Annotated in this window: 16 protein-coding genes and 1 riboswitch; of the genes, 1 reads left to right on the plus strand and 15 read right to left on the minus strand. The window is 33.7% G+C overall.

The annotated features are described in order from the left end of the window. Positions 1–56: 56 nt before the first annotated feature. On the plus strand, positions 57–1,367 hold the full coding sequence (locus ACY3XC_RS14975; RefSeq protein ID WP_179159003.1) for a transcriptional regulator: 1,311 nt from the start codon (positions 57–59) through the stop codon (positions 1,365–1,367). Positions 1,368–2,854: 1,487 nt separating this feature from the next. Here ACY3XC_RS14975 and ACY3XC_RS14980 read toward each other — a convergent pair. The 15 genes from ACY3XC_RS14980 to ACY3XC_RS15050 form a co-directional block, all read right to left on the minus strand. Beyond that, positions 2,855–4,237 carry an IS4 family transposase gene (locus tag ACY3XC_RS14980; RefSeq protein WP_464869276.1) on the minus strand — a complete coding sequence of 461 codons (1,383 nt, stop codon included), beginning with the start codon at positions 4,235–4,237 and terminating at the stop codon, positions 2,855–2,857. A gap of 164 nt (positions 4,238–4,401) precedes the next feature. Further along, on the minus strand, positions 4,402–4,608 hold the full coding sequence (locus tag ACY3XC_RS14985) for a hypothetical protein (RefSeq protein ID WP_464869277.1): 207 nt from the start codon (positions 4,606–4,608) through the stop codon (positions 4,402–4,404). Beyond that, positions 4,582–4,668: riboswitch (cyclic di-GMP riboswitch) on the minus strand. Its footprint overlaps the gene before it by 27 nt. Before the next feature lie 317 nt (positions 4,669–4,985). Then, the gene (locus ACY3XC_RS14990; protein ID WP_464869278.1) at positions 4,986–5,627 is read right to left on the minus strand and encodes a class D sortase; all 642 of its coding nucleotides are present in this window, start codon (positions 5,625–5,627) and stop codon (positions 4,986–4,988) included. Positions 5,628–5,633: 6 nt separating this feature from the next. Continuing rightward, positions 5,634–6,350 (minus strand): cell wall anchor protein, encoded by a 717-nt coding sequence (locus ACY3XC_RS14995; protein ID WP_464869279.1) that lies wholly within the window; start codon positions 6,348–6,350, stop codon positions 5,634–5,636. A 99-nt stretch (positions 6,351–6,449) separates the two neighbouring features. Then, positions 6,450–6,914: a VanZ family protein gene (locus tag ACY3XC_RS15000; protein ID WP_464869280.1), complete on the minus strand. Its 465-nt coding sequence runs from the start codon at positions 6,912–6,914 to the stop codon at positions 6,450–6,452. A 66-nt stretch (positions 6,915–6,980) separates the two neighbouring features. Next, entirely contained in the window at positions 6,981–8,051 is a 1,071-nt protein-coding gene (locus ACY3XC_RS15005) for a glycosyltransferase family protein (protein ID WP_464869281.1), read from the minus strand. 58 nt (positions 8,052–8,109) lie between these two features. After that, the gene (locus ACY3XC_RS15010) at positions 8,110–9,498 is read right to left on the minus strand and encodes a sugar phosphate nucleotidyltransferase (RefSeq protein ID WP_464869282.1); all 1,389 of its coding nucleotides are present in this window, start codon (positions 9,496–9,498) and stop codon (positions 8,110–8,112) included. A 71-nt stretch (positions 9,499–9,569) separates the two neighbouring features. Beyond that, the gene (locus ACY3XC_RS15015) at positions 9,570–10,889 is read right to left on the minus strand and encodes a UDP-glucose dehydrogenase family protein (protein WP_464869283.1); all 1,320 of its coding nucleotides are present in this window, start codon (positions 10,887–10,889) and stop codon (positions 9,570–9,572) included. 1,225 nt (positions 10,890–12,114) lie between these two features. Then, positions 12,115–13,470 (minus strand): lipopolysaccharide biosynthesis protein, encoded by a 1,356-nt coding sequence (locus ACY3XC_RS15020; protein WP_464869284.1) that lies wholly within the window; start codon positions 13,468–13,470, stop codon positions 12,115–12,117. Positions 13,471–13,475: 5 nt separating this feature from the next. Beyond that, positions 13,476–14,069, minus strand: a complete 594-nt coding sequence (locus tag ACY3XC_RS15025; protein ID WP_464869285.1) for an acyltransferase — start codon at positions 14,067–14,069, stop codon at positions 13,476–13,478. Positions 14,070–14,112: 43 nt separating this feature from the next. Then, the gene (locus ACY3XC_RS15030; RefSeq protein WP_464869286.1) at positions 14,113–14,937 is read right to left on the minus strand and encodes a glycosyltransferase family 2 protein; all 825 of its coding nucleotides are present in this window, start codon (positions 14,935–14,937) and stop codon (positions 14,113–14,115) included. Between the two features lie 26 nt (positions 14,938–14,963). Further along, complete coding sequence (locus ACY3XC_RS15035) at positions 14,964–15,845, minus strand: glycosyltransferase family 2 protein (protein ID WP_464869287.1); 882 nt, start codon at positions 15,843–15,845, stop codon at positions 14,964–14,966. 40 nt (positions 15,846–15,885) lie between these two features. Further along, on the minus strand, positions 15,886–17,007 hold the full coding sequence (locus tag ACY3XC_RS15040) for an EpsG family protein (RefSeq protein WP_464869288.1): 1,122 nt from the start codon (positions 17,005–17,007) through the stop codon (positions 15,886–15,888). 7 nt (positions 17,008–17,014) lie between these two features. Next, on the minus strand, positions 17,015–17,902 hold the full coding sequence (locus ACY3XC_RS15045; protein WP_464869289.1) for a glycosyltransferase family 2 protein: 888 nt from the start codon (positions 17,900–17,902) through the stop codon (positions 17,015–17,017). After that, the gene (locus ACY3XC_RS15050; RefSeq protein WP_464869524.1) at positions 17,899–18,774 is read right to left on the minus strand and encodes an alpha-1,2-fucosyltransferase; all 876 of its coding nucleotides are present in this window, start codon (positions 18,772–18,774) and stop codon (positions 17,899–17,901) included. The genes ACY3XC_RS15045 and ACY3XC_RS15050 overlap by 4 nt, the downstream gene beginning before the upstream one ends. Positions 18,775–18,791 lie beyond the last annotated feature (17 nt).

Raw genomic sequence — 18,791 nt, forward strand, 5'->3', positions numbered from 1 at the left:
TTAGGAGTATAATTAGAGTTGGGAACTTACGGTTGGAGAAGGGAACGAGTATTATTATGATTAAACTTGGTGTAATCACCGCGCACCATTCTATTTTTGAAATTAAACAGATTGAACCGCTTATTCAAGATCAATGTGAGTTAACATTTATCCCATATCGTTTAATTGGCGAGATTCAAGAGCTGTATGAGCGCAATCATCTATTTTATGATGGAATTCTTTTTAGCGGGGCTTTAGGTTATAATATTTTGCAACAAAAATTTACCGAATTTACTACCCCTACCTATTTCTTAGATATTCCTGAAGGGGATTTTTATAAACGCTTGTTTTCTATTAGTAATTCTAATAAAAATTTAAACTTTGCTCGAGTTTGTATGGATTTAATAAGTGAAGAAAATAATTATATGGGGCTAAAAGGAGTGCTAAAGGAAGAAGAATTTCCTTTTTGTTTGCAATTGGAATATACAACAGCTCTTTACGAACGTGCGTTTCAGCAACATTTGTCATTATGGAATCAAGGAAAGATTGATTTAGTTATTACTCGTATAAGTAATATTGTAAATCTATTGAATCAGGCAGGCATACCAAACATTTTTATCTTTCCTTCCAAAGAGTCAATGTTAGAACAGGTGAAACATATTATTAATGAATTGCAAATTTCTAATTTGTTAGAGAATCAAGGGGCAATCGGTGTGGTTACAATTAAGGGACAAGAAAATATGTCTGACCTTGAGCTCAAACAAATCATGCTTCATAAAGCACTTTTAGAATTTAACGAAAAAGAAAATGTTTTGTCTGTTATTCAGAGAAAGCATGCAAGTTTTGAAATTATTACCTCCCAGTCAGACTTAAAAACATTGACGAACGACTTTACTACCTGTTCAGTCCTTCAGTATCTGAACGAAACACTCCCCTTTCATGTGAATATAGGGTGGGGAATCGGAACAACATTCTACCAAGCTAAGATGTCTGCTCAAACGGCAAATAATCAAGCTAAATCCATGGATTTACCATGTGCCTATGTGATTACTGCAAACGAGGAGGTAATTGGTCCATTAGGAGATGATACCTGTCTGCACTTTACGAATAAGGTTGACCCACAATTACAAAAATTAAGTGAAACATTAAGTGTTTCGATTCTTCAAATCAAAAAAATCATGGCTTTGATTTCCAAGCTGAAGACAAATGAACTTACAGCGGAAGATTTGGCTTATCAACTAGGACTTACCTTACGTCAGGCTAACCGGATTTTAAATAAATTAGAGGATAAAGGTGCTGCCAAGATATCATACAGAAAACAGGAAAAACTTAGAGGAAGACCTAAAAAGATTTACAAGATAGACTTTACAGAGGTATCTATCTCATAAAAAGTACTTATTATTGTAGCTTTGAAATAAAGATTAAAAGTATTGTTTGAACTTACACATACGGCAATTAAAAAGAATCCATTTTGAAAAAAGATTGATCAAAATGGATTCCTCTTTTTGGATTTGAATTTATTTTTTCAAAAAAATTACCAAACTATGAGAACCTTGAAACACAAAAAAAGGACGCTTTCTTTACTCAGGAAAAGCGCCCGATTCTTGTATAAGCTACTACAATAATGTTCTGATTTAGCCATTGGAATAATCTCTGTATACATTTATGAGAGAATCAAAAATATAGCTTCCACCCCTTTTAAAAAACCATCTCTACGATCTACGTATTCGATATCGTTATAGCTCCTTAGGGATTAAAAGTAATTCATTTCCTTATTGATACCCTATATATCTACTAAAAACGGGGATATTTTTTTGTCTATATGAACGAATTTTTAGGATACCTTTTAACATCCAGCAAATAAAAAAAGTCAAAATGACTGCTTATGTCGCATTGACTTTTTTAAGGATTACGATTTATTTGTTTTTCTCTTTTCAATTTCTTTTTTCACAAAAGGAATTACCTTTTCTTTTACTATTTTTTGTACTTTTGGATCATTTATTAATTTTTTTAATTTGTTTTTCAACACATTCATACCTCCGATTTATTAAATTTGGGGTTAACTAATATGGAGATGTGTACTTAAAGGAATAAAAGATTCTTCTATCATATGGCTATTGTACCTTAAGAATACACTGTGTCTTATAGGAGACAGACAACCAATGTGAAAGAAACAGATTAATTACAAAAAACAGAAATATTTGGTAACCCTCATCATAAACAAAAGCCGAACTTCCCTTATAGTAGGAAAGAATTTCCTTGTTTTTATAGGGAAGTGCTATTGTTTTAGCATCACTGTCCCATAATATATTTTGTCCAATAGTGACAAATTTACGAGGAGGGAATAATATGCATTTATTTTTTTATCACTCGGTGTTATACCACAATCGCGCCCTATAATGGAATAAAACATCAGTTTCTATTAACTTGAGTTGGGGTCTGACCCCAAAATTTAAGTGCCGATTCTAAAGATGACGTTATTTCTGTTGTCTTGCTCTTGTACATGCTTATCTCATAGATAAAAAGAATTTATCCTAGTTGAAGTAGTTTGAAATTACCCATATACCTTACAGAACTATCATATCAGAACCGCGAGAACCGTCCCCATAGTCCGCCCACTAAAAAAGAGAAGTGTTGGTAACACTTCTCCCTGCAACTCTATTCTACCATTTTCTATCTAATAACCTATCAATCCTCGACAAAAATCGGGGAGTGACAGGCACCATAGCCATCAAGCGAATTTTTCGACAATAGCGGGAATTTTGTCTACTCTTGTGATTCCTAATTCGCTGCTAAATTACATTCTAAAAAAGTGCATACTTTAATAAGCCTTCAAAACTAGGCTTTTTTTTAATATTTATGTTCACAAAATCGCTTAAGCAGCTTTCATATTGCCTTTTTCGAACACGCCAAGAAGGATCTCAAAAGGGGTCCTTTTCTTCCGTCGTTTCGCTTTTTGTCCGTTTTTTTCTACCTGTTCAAACATAACCTCTATATTGGCTAAAAGAGCCTCACCTCCTTCCATTAACGCCTGGTAAAGTGTGGCGAGGAATTCCTTTATGATGGAGAAGGCCTTAAATTCGCTTATTTCTTTCTCCTTTTTTAAGTAAAGAAGTTCTCGAATTTTAAATGCTAAAGTAGATGTGATAAGTAGTGATATAAGGGTCCCATAAAGATGGCATTCGAATCGTTCTACTTTCATTTTCTTTACTTTATTTATATCGTATATCGATTTCCATGCCTTAAATAAAATTTCTATTTGCCATCTGAGAGAATATAGAGGTTGTATTTTTTTCTTTGAAATTACATTATATGGTATATTAGTTATGAACATGTTCAATCCTGAGAGCTTTTTGGTTTGGTGTGAAAATTTCACACCATTTTTTATTTCTTTTCTTTTCCTCTTTTTTAACCTCTTTTCCGTCTGTTCATCCGTTAATTTACACAAAATGAGCCGTGGGATTTTCAGCTTTCCCTTCCCTGCATAGATATTTTCTATTTCTCTTGTCTCACCAATCTCCATCTCTTCCATTATTTTTTCTATGTCTAATCTGACGAAATTCTCCATTCCATCCTTGACATAAGCAAGTATTTTCGTTGTCGCCCTTGAAATATAATAGGCTTCTGCTTCACTAATCGATCTCAGGGTTTTATAAGAAAAATATCCTAAATCACGAATAATCAAATCAAACTTTTGGATGGTACTCATAATCTCTTCTGCAAAAACGTGATCACTATCCAACTGATCTTGTACAACAAGATGCAAAAGTTCCCCCTTAAGCAGCTCGTACTCCAGTTGAATCCTGACACCTGATTTGTGATATCCGAAGTATTTTTCCTGATAGACTGTGGCCAGTTCAAAGGAAGTGGAATCCAATATTCGGATTCGGCCAATTTTTGGATGACGAAGACTTGGGAGAAGATCGGATAAGAGCTGTTTTGAAATGAGTGAAGAAAAAACATCCTTCAATAAATTTACTCCGGCTGCGCAAAATCGTTGGTTTAACCCTTCTGTACTAAGGGAAATGTTTCTTTCGGAGGCTAAAACACCACATAATTGGGTTAACGACTTTTTTCCTGACTGATGATTCAGAAACCCGCAAAGTGCAATAAAATCCTTAGGTTTGAATTTGCTGGACCTCTGAAGAAACAAATCTTTTCTAGCCAAATCATTGAGGAAATTAGGGCTAAAAATCTTGGTCAACTCGTCGGAAATTAGTTGAAAATCCTCTTCCACTCTCAGTTTACGATTTAACATAATAAAGACCTACCTTTCTTTAGGTTTCAAAGAAAGAATAGGTCCATTTTGGTAAAATTGAAAGTTATTCGCTTAGCTTGATGGCTATGGTGACAGGCACCATAGCCATTGGACAATTTCCAATTTGTGAAACAATAATGAAATACGTTTGGTGACCGTGGCACTTAGTTTTGGTAAGCCCTTTCATCCCGAAACATTTCTAACTGGTGGTCTCCCTTTTTTGCTGCAACCATAAGGCTCATGATTAAGAGCACTGAAAAGGAACCGACGAATAGACCTGCAAGAAATATAAACATATTATTACCTCCTAATAGTGTTTTATAATTCGTAGGAAGGTGATCATATTCGGCATCTGGCTGGCCTAGTTTCACGAAACCTTAGCCCCTATAGTTTTGCGCCACCATCTTTCAATGGATTTGCCCTTTCGTACGAACTATGTATTTACCAGTTAAATATATCATTAATTACTTGCAGGTAATAGACCAATTACCCATTTAAAAATAATAAAAATACAAAAACAGATAAAATGTGCTATAATTCGACAAAATTTTTAGATTGTCTAAATTCTACAATTAACTATTCTTAATACCCCAAATCAGAATAATATCGTCTATTTTCGGAATCTCCCCACAGTCACCGGTATTCAACTAACAACGCAGGTGTTAGTTTTGAAATACACCACTAAAGGTAGTGGTATTTATCAAAAACAATAAAGCAGCCTGATAAATAATTCATCAGGCTGCTTCTTTTAGTTACTAGCAATAATAGGACTAGAAACCAACTTTGTATAAACAATATACCGGTCAGGTGCGTCCCCTATGAAGTCAAATGGGTAGCAGGTTGTTAGGGTAAGGGTTTCGTAATCGGTTGGCACCATGACGGTCATGTCGTCTGCAGGGACAATTTTAAAGTCAATGGCTTCGTAAACGAATTCCCCATATGGCGTATCAAAGGTCAGTTGTTCACCTAGTTTTAGGTTTTCTAGCTTCCTGAATACCGTATCCCGGTGTCCGCTTAAGATGACATTTCCACCTTGACCAGGCAGGGCACTGCCAGCGAAATGGCCTGCACCTTTTTTCAACTCATTGTCGTGTGTACCTTGGACAACAGGAACAGTTAAGTCAATGGAGGTAAATTGTAGTTCACCAATAGATGAACCTGGGTCCGGCAGTTTAGGCCAAGGCTGGTCAAACGTCTGATCAGGTAATTCTGGTTCGTATTCATCAACCACTTCGTGCGCTAACAAGACGGTCTGTTTTGATAAATCCCATCCAAAAAAGGCTACAATTCCAACACCAACTAGGATAAGCGCGACAGGGATGCTAAGAAGTACCCATTTCCACTTCTGAACCCACGTCTTTTTGCGCTTCTTTTTTCTTACCTTTTCCATGTTCGATTAAGCTTCAATTTCGGATTTGCGTACCAAGCGTGCTGCTGGTACAATCGCAATTCCGCCTAGTAGGATTAATAATCCGCCTAAAGCCATGTAATCTACGGTGTTGCTGTCTGTGTTAGGAAGTGGAGCATTTGGCATTGGAACGAAGGTTCCAGCTTTATCTAGTTGTTTTTTAGCTTGAACGGCACCTTTTAATGCGTTCATTTTTGCTTGAATGGCACTAATGGTTAAATCTTCTTTCTTCGGATCGACTATTGCTAGTACGTTTCCTTTTAGATCCTTTAACTGAATCACTAACGTAGATGATCCAGCCTTATAGGTTGTGATATCAATCGGATTGCCCTGCTCGTCCGTAATGGCTGCTTGAAGGTGTGCTAACTTAACGCTCTCTAGGAATAAGCGTGCAACTTCTACTTTCTGTGCATTAGGAAGATCTTCCGGATTGGCTGCACCCTTTAAAATTTGACTAACGGTTTGCGTATTAGCAAGAATTCCTTGATACTCAGCATCACTTAAATTAACAGATTGTAGATAAGCGTATAAATAATCTACTTCAGCAATATTTAACGCCTTTAATGAATCTACTAATTTTTGTGCCTGGGGATTGCTGTTACCTGCTGCAAGAACATCATTTCCTGGAAGTGCAGCAAATGCAGACAAGCTCAGGCTTAGTGCTGCGATAACAGAACCCCTTTTCAACGTTGCTTTTAAATTCAATTTTTCCACCCTCAATATTTTTATAGTTTCTATAAAAATAACATATTTTGCTAGATTTCTCAATCCAAAGTAGTAGTTAATGTAAATTATTGTAGAAATTTAAGAGACTTTTTCCTTACTCACTTTACATTTCCTCTTTTTGGTAATTAAATATAGTAGAAATAAAGCAATAAATGCGCCCAAGGAATCAATTAATACATCCCTAAATGCAGCAACTCTCCCAGGCATAAAGGATTGGTGCCATTCATCTGATAGTGCATAAAGAACGGTAAGAATCCATGAAAGGATATAGCCAAAACGAAAGGTTTCAAGGGACTTAAACAGTAAGACTGAGAGAATTCCAAAGACCATAACATGTGTGACCTTTCGAACGATGAGATTTAGCTCATTGATATTCTCAGCACTGGTAACAATTGTGTTGTTAACTGCATTTTGTTCCGTTACAACTGCTTTTTCAATTACCTTTGCGGTATTCTTCCCTGTGAAGTACGGCAATTGGGTAACGATGAATATGGCTGCCATCCAGGTAATGGCAGCAAGTATCCACCATTTTCTTTTACCCATAAACTAAACTCCTTTACATATCAACACCCATGGTCCTTTAACAATGTTTGTAGAAAAGACTACTGATCATATCAGACTTATTAAATCATTAGCTATTTTTTCAGCTTGATTATGGTGAATGGTTTCAATCCTTTTTGCCTTAGCTTTCAATTGATCAAACATTGATAAATCAATCTGATACGTTTTAAATTCTCCCCACTCCATTAGCTCACAGAGTTGTTGGTGTTTTAAATATTGAATGGTATTTTGGTCTTCTTTCATTGTCGGTCGATTCAGAATTAACAAAGGGACATTTGCACTGACTGCTTCACCCATCATTCCCCATCCAGCTTTCGAGATCACTAAATCAGCAGCTGCAATATAATTTTGAGATTCTAAATAATCTGCGGGTATTTGATAGACATTCTGACGGTCTACATGGACATTGGAAGATACAAGAAATATACAATTGGTGCTGTCCCAAATCGGTAATGGTTCAAGTGAACCTGCATCAATTTTCATCCCAAGGCCAAGGAAAATAACTTTCATATTTCCTTCAGGATCAACAGAGTTTCTAATTCTCTGAACTTCTTGTATATCTATATCTCTTGAAAAGAATCCGTATTCATTCGAATTCATACCCCAATGTTCCTGACTGCCCGATAAGGAGTAAAAGTATGTCATATTTTCATAGGCTTCTTTATAGGTGATTAACTCACTATTGTCTATTAATCCATGATAGGCGGTAAACCAGGTAAAGTTTGATATACCAACAGAAGGAATGCCTAAACTTTTAGCAGGTTCAAAAGGTAATGGTGAAATATCCGAAATAACTAAATCGACATGATGAAGTCTCAAGAACTCTCTTTCTTGTTCACTATGTTTTCCCCAATCTGCCTCGAAGTTTTTATACTCCTTGAGTAATAGAACTTTATCAGGATGGATTGAATCATTTTCTAGAAAGTATCCTATATCTGTCTTAATGTTTCTATAACTTACACGGGTTGAATTTAGAGATTCCTTAATAAAAGAAAGTGCATAGGAATGGCAGACAATGATTTTTACTTTAGGTTCTTCAAGAAGTTTCCTAATGATCGCAATACTCCGTGAAGCATGCCCATATCCATAATCAGAGATATAATAGGCAATGGTTTTCACTATTCTCCACCTCCATACAAAAAAGTGGGGAAAGAACCGTAGTTCTCTCCCCTAACTATTATAGAATAACTTTTGCTTTTGATTTTTGGAAGTGGTTAATGACATCCTCCCATTCAAAATACAAACGAGTAAAGTCTTCGTCACTAATACCGATACCTGTTTGGACTTCAACAAATTCCAACTCAGAAAATGCTTTAATACCATGTTTCTTGCCCGCAGGAAGGTGAACGATATCCCCCGCTTTTACTCGTGTTATATAGTCATCCAAGGCTAATTCGCCTTCTCCACGGACAATTGTCCAAACTTCATCACGTAAATTATGGTAATGATAGCTTGAATTCTTTCCTTCATGGATACAAATTCGTTTGGTTACCATTTCGTTTCCGTCATCATATTTTGCATAATCAAGTACACGAGACCAGCCCCAGATCCGCTCTTCATACATTGGAGGGTGTTCAAATGCACTTATTAATTCCTTAATTCTCGGACTAGAAGCCTTATCTGCAACTAGGATTCCGTCTGGACTTGCAGCAACAACAATATCTTTTACTCCTAGGACTGTAACAGGAATATCAAGTTCATTTATCAAATGGGTATTTTGGGTATCATCACTGATAATACCTTTTCCAATTTGAGAAGTTGCCATTTCCTCTGTTAACGTATTCCACGTTCCAAGATCCTTCCAATAGCCATCATAAGGAAGTGCCACAATATGATTCGCCTTCTCTACTACTTCATAATCAAAACTGATTTTAGGAAGATCTGTATACTGAAGTGAAAGTTTATCATAATGAAGAGGCAAACCTTTTTCTAGCAAAATATCTAGTAAGTACTTTAATTTAAAAGCAAATACTCCACAGTTCCAAAGTGCATTCAATTCAATAAGAGTTTGAGCTTTTTCTTCACTTGGTTTCTCGGTAAAATGATTCACAGTAAAATATGAATCTCCTATTACATGATCCTTTGGAACAATGTATCCATATTTAGCAGATGGATAAGTTGGTTTCACACCGACTAATGCCAAATCTGCTTTAGAATCTAGTAAAACACTCTCGATTTCTTTTACTTTTTCAAAAAAGCCATCCTCCACATAAGGATCAACTGGTAATACCACAACTACTTCATCTTCTGATACATTTTGAATAGAATACAAATAAGAAGCAGCTAATGCAATGGCAGGGAAGGTATCTCGACGTTCTGGCTCTATGATTAGAGGTATATCCATCCCTAATTGTCTATGAATCATATCTCTTTGCATTTTAGAAGTTGCAATGACAGAAGAAGCAGCTAGACCCACTGTTTCCAGTTGACCCCATACACGCTGCACCATTGATTGCTTTTCTTCATTCTTACTCTCTAACACTTTTAAAAATTGTTTTGATCTTGTATCATTTGATAATGGCCATAGTCTCTTACCCGATCCTCCGGATAATAATACAAGCTTCATACTATCCCTCCATAAAAAAAACAGGCCACTTGGACCTGATTCGGTTTATAATACTTAAATTTGCTAATATACTATGCAAGAGAGTATTCAAAATTATTTATAGTTTCTCTACCAATGGAATCATATGTCAGGTTTGCCTTTTTTACACTTACTAGATCATAACAGTTTCTTCCATCAAGTATTATTGGTGTTCTCATTAGTTTATTGTATTTTGTTAAGTCAAATTCTTTGACTTCATCCCATTCAGTAAAGATAAAGCACACATCTGCATCCTTAATTGTATCTTCAATCGAATTACAGTAAGTAATTTCATCGGGATATATTTTCTTAAAGTTATCTACACCTACAGGATCCCATGCTTTTATATTAGCGCCATCCTCAAGCATAATTGGGATATTCACGAGTGTAGGTGCTTCCCTTAAATCGTCAGTTCCTGGTTTGAAAGTTAAACCTAGAACAGCTACATTCAACCCTTTGAAACTATCAAAATACTTACGAGATTTTTTTATCAATTTAAGCTTTTGATTTTCATTCACATCAATAGCAGCCTTAATAGTCTTTAATTCATTATCATGGAAGTTTGCTAGCCAGTGAAGCGCTTTTGTATCTTTAGGAAAACAAGAACCGCCGTAACCTATGCCTGCATTTAAGAAACGATTTCCAATACGGCTGTCATATCCCATTCCATGAGCAACATCTTCTATATCAGCCCCAATTATTTCACAGAGGTTAGCTATTTCATTAATAAATGATATTTTAAGAGCTAAAAAATCATTGGATGCATATTTGATCATCTCGGCACTTTTCCTATTTGTAACCACAATCGGTGCATCAAAATCTTTATAAACCTCTTGCAAAACTCCACCTGCATATGAATCTTCGACACCTATAACAATTCGTGAAGCATGCAGTGTATCTTTTACGGCAGTACCTTGTGCCAAAAACTCAGGATTAGAAGCTACATATACATTTACATCATGTACCAACCTGGATTTAATCATTTCTTCAATCTTGTCATTTGTACCTATTGGTACGGTTGATTTAACAACGACGACACAATCTTTCTCAATACTTCTTGCAATTTGTTCAGCTACGCCATAAACATAACTTAAATTAGCCGAACCATCCTGTTTTTCTGGTGTTCCAACCCCTATGAAAATAACATCTGCATCTTTATATGCTTCTTTATACTCTCTTGTAAAATTCAATCTTTCTATATTTTTAGCAAGTAATTCTTCAAGGCCTGGTTCATAAATAGGGGAAATCCCTGCCTTCATTAAAGCAACTTTTTTATCATCTATATCTACACAAGTAACAGAATGCTTATGTTCCGCCAGACAAACTCCCGTAACTAAGCCAACATACCCAGTTCCAGCAACAGCAATTTTCATTTTTTCACACCTTCACTATATTAATATTTCTTATTTAATGCACCTTGATGCTTGGTTAAGTACTTAACCACTATAATAATACTATATTTCAGCCCTTCCTAATAAACCCAATTTGTTCCTTCATGCGAACCTAATGATTGAACTAAAATTAAATGTATCACTATCATCATGAACAATGGTTACAGTCACAGGAGACAGTCAATGTTAAAAGGAAGGCATCAAACTTAAGAACAACGCCTTTATCCTCTTTATTTATAAACTTCAGATAAAAAGTATATGAAACTCTAATGAAGTGTACAAATGGAAATAATCAACCAATACAAAACCGGTTGACTCTTTTCTATTTATAGCGTGATGCCTTCCTCGAACAAAAATCCTACTATTCTACAATTTTGACAAAAAACGAGTAGTGACATGCACCAAGATTATGAGAGGGGGAATTTTCACTTATCTTTTATAAGTTCTATTTGACACTTATTTATCAAACCCACTAGTAATTCCCTGTCTCGTCTTTCAAGAAGTTATACCATATTAAGTTCGTACAAAAGCTTTTGCATAGTTATTTTAATAATATATTGACTATCTACCCATCTTATTATGATAGATAGTGATTAATGCCATAATTACAATAACAGTTTCAGTTCCAGACTTTATTTCGAAAAAATCTTCATCAATCGGAACCTTAAGTTTTTTTAGATTTCCAAATGCTTTTTCTAGTAAACATGTATTTACCAGTACCACGTTTGTATTCTTTTATTCATTATAATTAGATGCATGATAGCCATATTTCTAGTTCGCTGTTACCTTTAGACCTCGGATTGGTTGTGCTTTTCATTTCAAAATACTTAGTGAACAGTTATTCGTGTTTTAGTATACGTTTCCCACTTTCTATCCCGTCTTCAATTTTATTATGAATAATTATGTCTAACTTCGGTAATCAAACTGAAGATATTAATTCGGCTTACCCTTTGATAGTATTCCCTTTGTAAAAACAAAAGTCATTGAATACTTTCAAGTAACGGACTACATGCATATTGTTCATATTTGATTGTATAGTTTTGACTATACTTTTACTGTAATCATACCCAACCTAATTGTATCACAGAATATAAAGGGAAATATCATGGCTATTCCAAGCTATTTCCCCTAAATTAAAAGAGTAGTATTGAGAGAAAAGCAATTATCAATTATAAAATAATTAATTGCAAATTAGTCTTCATTAAACTTAACCAACTTTAGAATTTGTTCTTATATACTTGTTTAACCATATTGTCTGGAAGACACAATATGGAATCATTGCAATTGTCTGCGCAACTAAAACCATGGAATAATGGCTGATTATTCTTGTAAATACATATGATAAAGAAACCAACAAAGCTACAGCAATTATCATTGATACGTATTGTACTCTCAATTCATTTAATCCATTACATATCTGGGCATTCAAAGCATACATCATCATTACACCAATATTAATTATAAATACTATTTGGATTGGTATACTTGCTACAATAGATTGATCACCTAACCAGAAATCAAATACCGGCTGCATTATAAGCAATAGTCCAAATTGAGAAATAAACATTAATAATAATACTAATCTCAATTTTTTAATTAACTTACTAAGCCATTTGAAGTTTCCATCATTTTTTGCCTTGGTAGCTGATGACCAAATTGGAGTCATAATTATCATAAAGACCATATATACTTGAAAATATATTTTATTATAGATATTGTATTCAACGACGCTATCAGGCCCTACTAACATAGTAATTAGATACACAACAAAAGAAGATCCTACAAGCATACCTAAAATTTGCAATCCCAAAAAGGCACTACCTATCTTAAATGTTTCGATTGTACAAACCTTATCAAAATAATGAATATTCGGCTTCATGTTTTTCAGCGGCCCCAAAAACACCCATAATGTAGCAACAATTAAAGGTATATTTACTGCAAATAGATAGGTCTTGGAAAGTGCGACAATATCATTATTATTCCCATTAACATTCGCAAAAAGTACCCATATTAATAAAATAATATTCGTACAGAGTGAAAGAAAATTTGGTACATACGCTTTTTGCATAGCATAAAGTATTGAAGTTACTAATCTAAGAATAAACTGTAAAATAATAGTTAAATAGACTATCTTTACAGCCATTGTCAAGGTTAGTGAGTCAAGGTTTTTATACGGTATATTAAAGAAATCATTCCAATCAATAAAATCAACTAATATCCAAAGGGAAATACCAATTGGTATAAAGATTACAGTCAAAAAAATATAGGAAGAAGATATATATTTTTTTCCTTTTAATGTATCATTTGAACTTATACAGCTAACTAATTTATTTCTTAGTCCATTCCCAATGCCCATGTCAAAATACATTATCCATGAAAGTACCGATAACATAGTAAACCAGGTTCCCAAAATAGCGTCATCGTTAAAAAAATGTAAATATGCTGGCATTGTAAATAAACCGATTAGTAAAGAACCACCTTTAACCACAAAAGAATTAAAGATATTTAGTAAAACTACCTTGCTGTCTTTTTCTTTGGAGATACTTTTTTTATTCCACTGCATTAATATTATCCTCTATCCAACTTTTTAATAAATTTTGCAGGATTACCGGCCCAAATTTCATAGTCAGGTACTGATTTTGTGACAACCGAACCTGCTCCAATAACACTTTCACGACCAATTGTTACTCCTTTAAGAATTATTGAATGAGCACCTATAAAAGCTCCATCACAAATCCGTACTTCACCAACTTGTATAGTATCATCCTTATCGCTTATTCTTTTTACCATGCCTATTGAATGAAAATCGGTGTCGTAAATTTTAACACTTCCGCCAATTCTAACGTTATCACCTATTAATATTGATTTCATTGCTACGAGTGTACAATTAGACATTCCAACATTATTCCCAATTGTGATGGAGGCACCTTTGAATATTTGAATATTGCATCTTATATCCCCACCTATAGTATTATAGTCACTTCCCGAATTAACTCTCAAACGATCGCCCAATACCAATTTCCCTAAATTGACAATATGCAACTTACCGTTTATTTTCGGACAACCTTCTACTAATAACTCACCCGTTCTTGCCCCATGATATAAGACATATTTATTATGAATGCTATTAAATACTTTAAATATTTTTTTTAGTTTACCCATTTTTAATTCACCTCAGAGTCTTGGAGTTTATTAGGAATATTATTTAAAAATCTTTTTTCATTAATATACAAATAAGGCATTTTGCATATGTCCCCAAAAATGACTTATATCCCCCAAATCCAAGACTCTGAAAATTTTTCTTACAATAATATAATCCCGACCTTATTGGTAAACCTCTTTTTGATAAGAGGTTTTTTATCCGACTAATTCTACTTAAATTACTATCCCTGAATGTATTTTTGGGTGAATTCCTTTCACAGGTACCTATAAAGTCAGTTGCGACATAAATTGGAATTTCTGATCTTTTCATCATTAATGAATAATCATAATCACCATGGGCATGTTCATAATAATTATCTATAATTCCAATTTTCTCAACAACACCTTTATCAATTAAAAAGCAATTCCAGTTTGCCAAATCACATTTTTGAATGTCACCAGTAGGATCAATGAATTCGGAACTTCCAATAATCTTACCACTATATGTTGTTGATAATTTATCTTCTGAACAAGTAGCGCCTACAATGCCGCAAACTTGCTTTGCCCTTTGATGAGAATCAAGCATAATTTCAATGGCTTTATCAAAAAAAGCAACATCATCATTAATCATCAAATAGTAATCGTACCCTTTTTCTACTGCCTTTAGCATAGCAAGGTGCATACCTCTGCTCCAAAATAAATCACCAGTACCGTTTACGATATAAGCTTTCAATTCAAGTTCATTTATTGCTTCAGCAGTACCATCCGTTGATGCATCATCACAAAGATAAAAATCCAACTCATAGTTTCTTCCAACATTGAGACTTATAAACGCCTGCAATGTTTTTTCTTTTCGATTGTATGATGTTGTAATCACAGCTATTTTCATGAAAACTATTCCTATCCTTCGAATTTTTATAAATAAATTTTCAAAATCAGCTTTAGGCATCGCCAATTAATTATATTATATTTTAAAGCTTGCTTAAGGGCTCCCTTACCCTCTTTCTTCTTTTTATATTTCAAATAGTGCATACCAAGCCGATAGTATAAACGTGACATAATCATTTTGTTTTTCCAGCTAGTGATTCTACCATCCAAAAGATAATTTGGCATTTTCTCAATGATCCGATTACAACCTTGTATGACATTTTCACCATTATTACTCATGCGTGTACCATGAAAATATTGAGTCAGAAGTACTTCAGAAACGTATCCTATTTTTCCACTGTTAATAATCCTGATATATATATCCCAGTCTTGACAACTTCGCAAATCAATATCAAACATTCCAATATCGATTAACGTAGTACGCTTAGCCATTAAACAAGAGGTTGTTCCTAAGTAATTACCAACATAAATGTCAGAGGTTTTGCATTTTAAAGCTTTATTATTTATTGCTACCACTTGGCCCGTCTCAAACTGTACCATGTCATAATTGCAAAATACCGCTACTAATGATGAATCATTCCTAAAAAGTTCTAATTGTCTCTCAATTTTTTCAGATTTCCAGACATCATCACTATCTAGAAATGCGATAAACTCTCCGTTCGAGTTCTTAATACCAGTATTCCTAGCTCCACCACCGCCTAAATTAGTTTTATGTTTAATGTATATAATCCGTATATCCTTTTCTATATATTCGTTCACAACTCGCTCGGTATCGTCACTAGAATTATCATCGACAACAATTATTTCCAAATTGGTATAAGTTTGGGCAAGAATACTATCTAATGAAAAACCTATTAAAGCTTCTCTATTATATGTTGGTATAACTATCGACACCAAAGGATCAATCATTCATGCGTCTCCTCCCTAATTAAAGTAATATATAAACCATCTACATAGAAAAAATAGATTTATATGGGAAAGTAGCTCCGGCATTTCCAAAATAATACATTTTCAAATAAACTATAAAATAGATTAATATAATAAGAGCACCATAGAGAATACGGTTCTTTCCGTTTCTAACCTTAGACAATAATAATGGTATATACGTAATCTGTATTGCTGAGAACATCATTATTACTCTATTAGTATTCGGAATAATTGGAGCAAGTACACTTAGGACTAATGCTATAAACTGAATTGAATAAAATATATCAAATAATTTTCTCTCACTTTTATCCATTATTTTATACTTTTTCTCAATATATATGGCAAAAAGGCAAATAAATAGATTCAATAGGAGATACATATAATTGTTTCCTGAATTATCATAAACACTACCAAAATATGAATGGTAGAAATCTAATCTTTGAAATATATCGATGAGAACTGGCCTAATTTGATCTAAAAATAAGCGTAAGACTAATACGACCATTGTATATGTTAATTTCCTTTTGAATTCAAATTTATCCGTACCCAAAAAATATAATAATAAGAAAATTAACGATGATGTATGAAATAGTGAAGCAAATGTAATTGCAATTACATATTTCAGCATTTTTCTTTCAATTAAAAATTGTATAGCATATAAAAATATTGCCACAGCAATCGATTGACGCATGATATTAAGGGAGCCATTGAAAAAGCCAGTTACTACGATAAGGAATACACTCAGTGCTATGTTAGGAGATAACCTCTCAATATGTTTATATAAAAAAAACATAATAAGGAAATGGGTAAAAACAAATAGCCATTGATAAGAACCTAGAAAACTCGAAAATTTAATCAAAGCTTCAAATAAAGGTTCTAAATCAATATAACTATATTGACCACTCATGACATTAGGAATATATTTTTGTATATACCCCATATAATCGGTACCTACATCATATCTTAGTCCAGCAACAAGAAACGGAAAAAGAAATGATAAAAACATAAAAAAATTAAAAATTAATTTCTTCTTAGTTATTCGTAACCCAATGCGATTTTGCTTCCTTTTTATATTTCTATCGTTATATCTATTTGCCATCCCTGCAAATAATGTCATAAAGAAAGTCATAACTACATAAACCATTACTATTTCACCTTATCCAAATATATTTGATTAAGTGAGAAAAATGTAATCGATTTGTATTCTCACTCCTCATCTCTGATGCGCTTTCGATTCCCTTTTTATATTCATTTTCCCATCCATTTCTTTTGGCCTTTAGAAAATAACCGAACCTATAATAAAGCTCAAAAAATGGAACAAATATTTTTGGAAACAAGCTACGTACAATAAAGAGCCTATTACGAACTTGATAGTAGAATCTACCAGCGTCAGAATTTCGTCCATTTCCCTTAACCCGATGTAGAATCTCAATAGTACCATCATAATACACTGGTTTTTTCCCTCCAGACAGCACTTTAAGAATTAGCTCAGTTTCCTCTCCCCAGAAAAACAAAACATCTGAGTATCCACCAATTTCTTCAAAGATAGACTTCTTAATAGCATGACCACACCCTATGAAAAACTTTGCTTCGAAAGTCTTATTCACGCACTGCAATCTTCTTTTTCCATAAGGCCAGTTATACATAGCACCTTCTAGATTTGTTATCTTGAATGCAAACAGATCATACTTTTCCTGTGTTTTCATCAAATTATAGATTGTGTTTAACGAGTCTTTTTTAACGAAATTTGCATCATCATCAATAAAAATCAAATACTCATATTGAGCATGCTTTACGCCAACATTTCTGCCACCGGCGACTCCTAAATTTTGTGTTAGACGGACATATTTAACATTTTTTGTATCAGTTTCGAAAAGTTGATCAGTCCCATCGCTTGAGTTCTGATCTATAATAATAACTTCCCATGGGTGATAACATTCTAACTCCCCTAATAGATTCAAAGTATATTCTAAATCCTTTTTTCTATTAAAAGTAATGATAATAATAGAAATACCATCATTTGTTCCACATTTCTTCATACTCTCACCCAACTATCTGGAAGAATATCTATGGAATCTGCTGGAGCACTATTAGTCCATCTTGAAGGAGCAACAATAATTTTGTTAGGATTATTATTAAGCCACGCTCCCCACCAACTAAATGAACTATTTGCAATTACATTATGTTTGCAAAGGCTCATCAGATGCATATCCCTAAAACTATTTGCATCGCTGTTTATATTAACAAAAGTCATATTTGGGAAATGAATATTATCTTTTACCCAGTCCAAGTCATTTGAAAATACAAATATCTTAAAACTATCTCCTATCTTTGCACGAAGATATTCGTACGCTTTCAAATAGTAATCAACATCACAAATTCCTTTATATAGTGGATGATTTAAATAATCTCCTCTTCTTATATGAAAACTTACAGAGTTAGTAGTCATAATTTCTTGCGCCATTTTCTGTAATTCATTATCAGTGATTTTAGGGAATCGGAAACATTTGGCAATTACATCTCTTATATCTTGGAAATACTTTTCAGTTTGCCAATATCCACGCAAATACTTTTCATCTTGAACCAGAACATCAGGACAAAATGATGTTGTTTTTTCTATAAAAACACTCTTCTTGCATAAGGGCGTTTTTTGAATCCATCTTGTAATCCGGTTATCCCTACGATATCCGTATCTTTTTATCTCATCTAAGGTTGCTATATCACCATTGATGCCAAAAACTTTATTAAGCTCATAATTATTGTGTATTTGATAATAACTATATTTAGATACATCTAATTTGATTTGTTTTCCTCTATGTTTAAATGCCATACAAAGAGCATATTGAAACATCTGGTTACCCAAACCACCACTTATTGCTACAATATTCATTATCTCTGCTCCTTTAAAAATTTTTTGACATTTAAATT

It is taken from the genome of Bacillus sp. CZDM1 (genome assembly GCF_055502545.1).

Bases quoted from the DNA above. Each gene is read 5' to 3' on its own strand.
- ACY3XC_RS15010 (WP_464869282.1), bottom strand. From the start codon at position 9,498: ATGAAGCTTGTATTATTATCCGGAGGATCGGGTAAGAGACTATGGCCA.
- ACY3XC_RS15030 (WP_464869286.1), bottom strand. From the start codon at position 14,937: ATGAAAATAGCTGTGATTACAACATCATACAATCGAAAAGAAAAAACA.
- ACY3XC_RS14980 (WP_464869276.1), bottom strand. From the start codon at position 4,237: ATGTTAAATCGTAAACTGAGAGTGGAAGAGGATTTTCAACTAATTTCC.
- ACY3XC_RS15015 (WP_464869283.1), bottom strand. From the start codon at position 10,889: ATGAAAATTGCTGTTGCTGGAACTGGGTATGTTGGCTTAGTTACGGGA.
- ACY3XC_RS15045 (WP_464869289.1), bottom strand. From the start codon at position 17,902: ATGAAGAAATGTGGAACAAATGATGGTATTTCTATTATTATCATTACT.
- ACY3XC_RS14975 (WP_179159003.1), top strand. From the start codon at position 57: ATGATTAAACTTGGTGTAATCACCGCGCACCATTCTATTTTTGAAATT.
- ACY3XC_RS15035 (WP_464869287.1), bottom strand. From the start codon at position 15,845: ATGATTGATCCTTTGGTGTCGATAGTTATACCAACATATAATAGAGAA.
- ACY3XC_RS15000 (WP_464869280.1), bottom strand. From the start codon at position 6,914: ATGGGTAAAAGAAAATGGTGGATACTTGCTGCCATTACCTGGATGGCA.
- ACY3XC_RS15040 (WP_464869288.1), bottom strand. From the start codon at position 17,007: ATGGTTTATGTAGTTATGACTTTCTTTATGACATTATTTGCAGGGATG.
- ACY3XC_RS14990 (WP_464869278.1), bottom strand. From the start codon at position 5,627: ATGGAAAAGGTAAGAAAAAAGAAGCGCAAAAAGACGTGGGTTCAGAAG.
- ACY3XC_RS15020 (WP_464869284.1), bottom strand. From the start codon at position 13,470: ATGCAGTGGAATAAAAAAAGTATCTCCAAAGAAAAAGACAGCAAGGTA.
- ACY3XC_RS15025 (WP_464869285.1), bottom strand. From the start codon at position 14,069: ATGGGTAAACTAAAAAAAATATTTAAAGTATTTAATAGCATTCATAAT.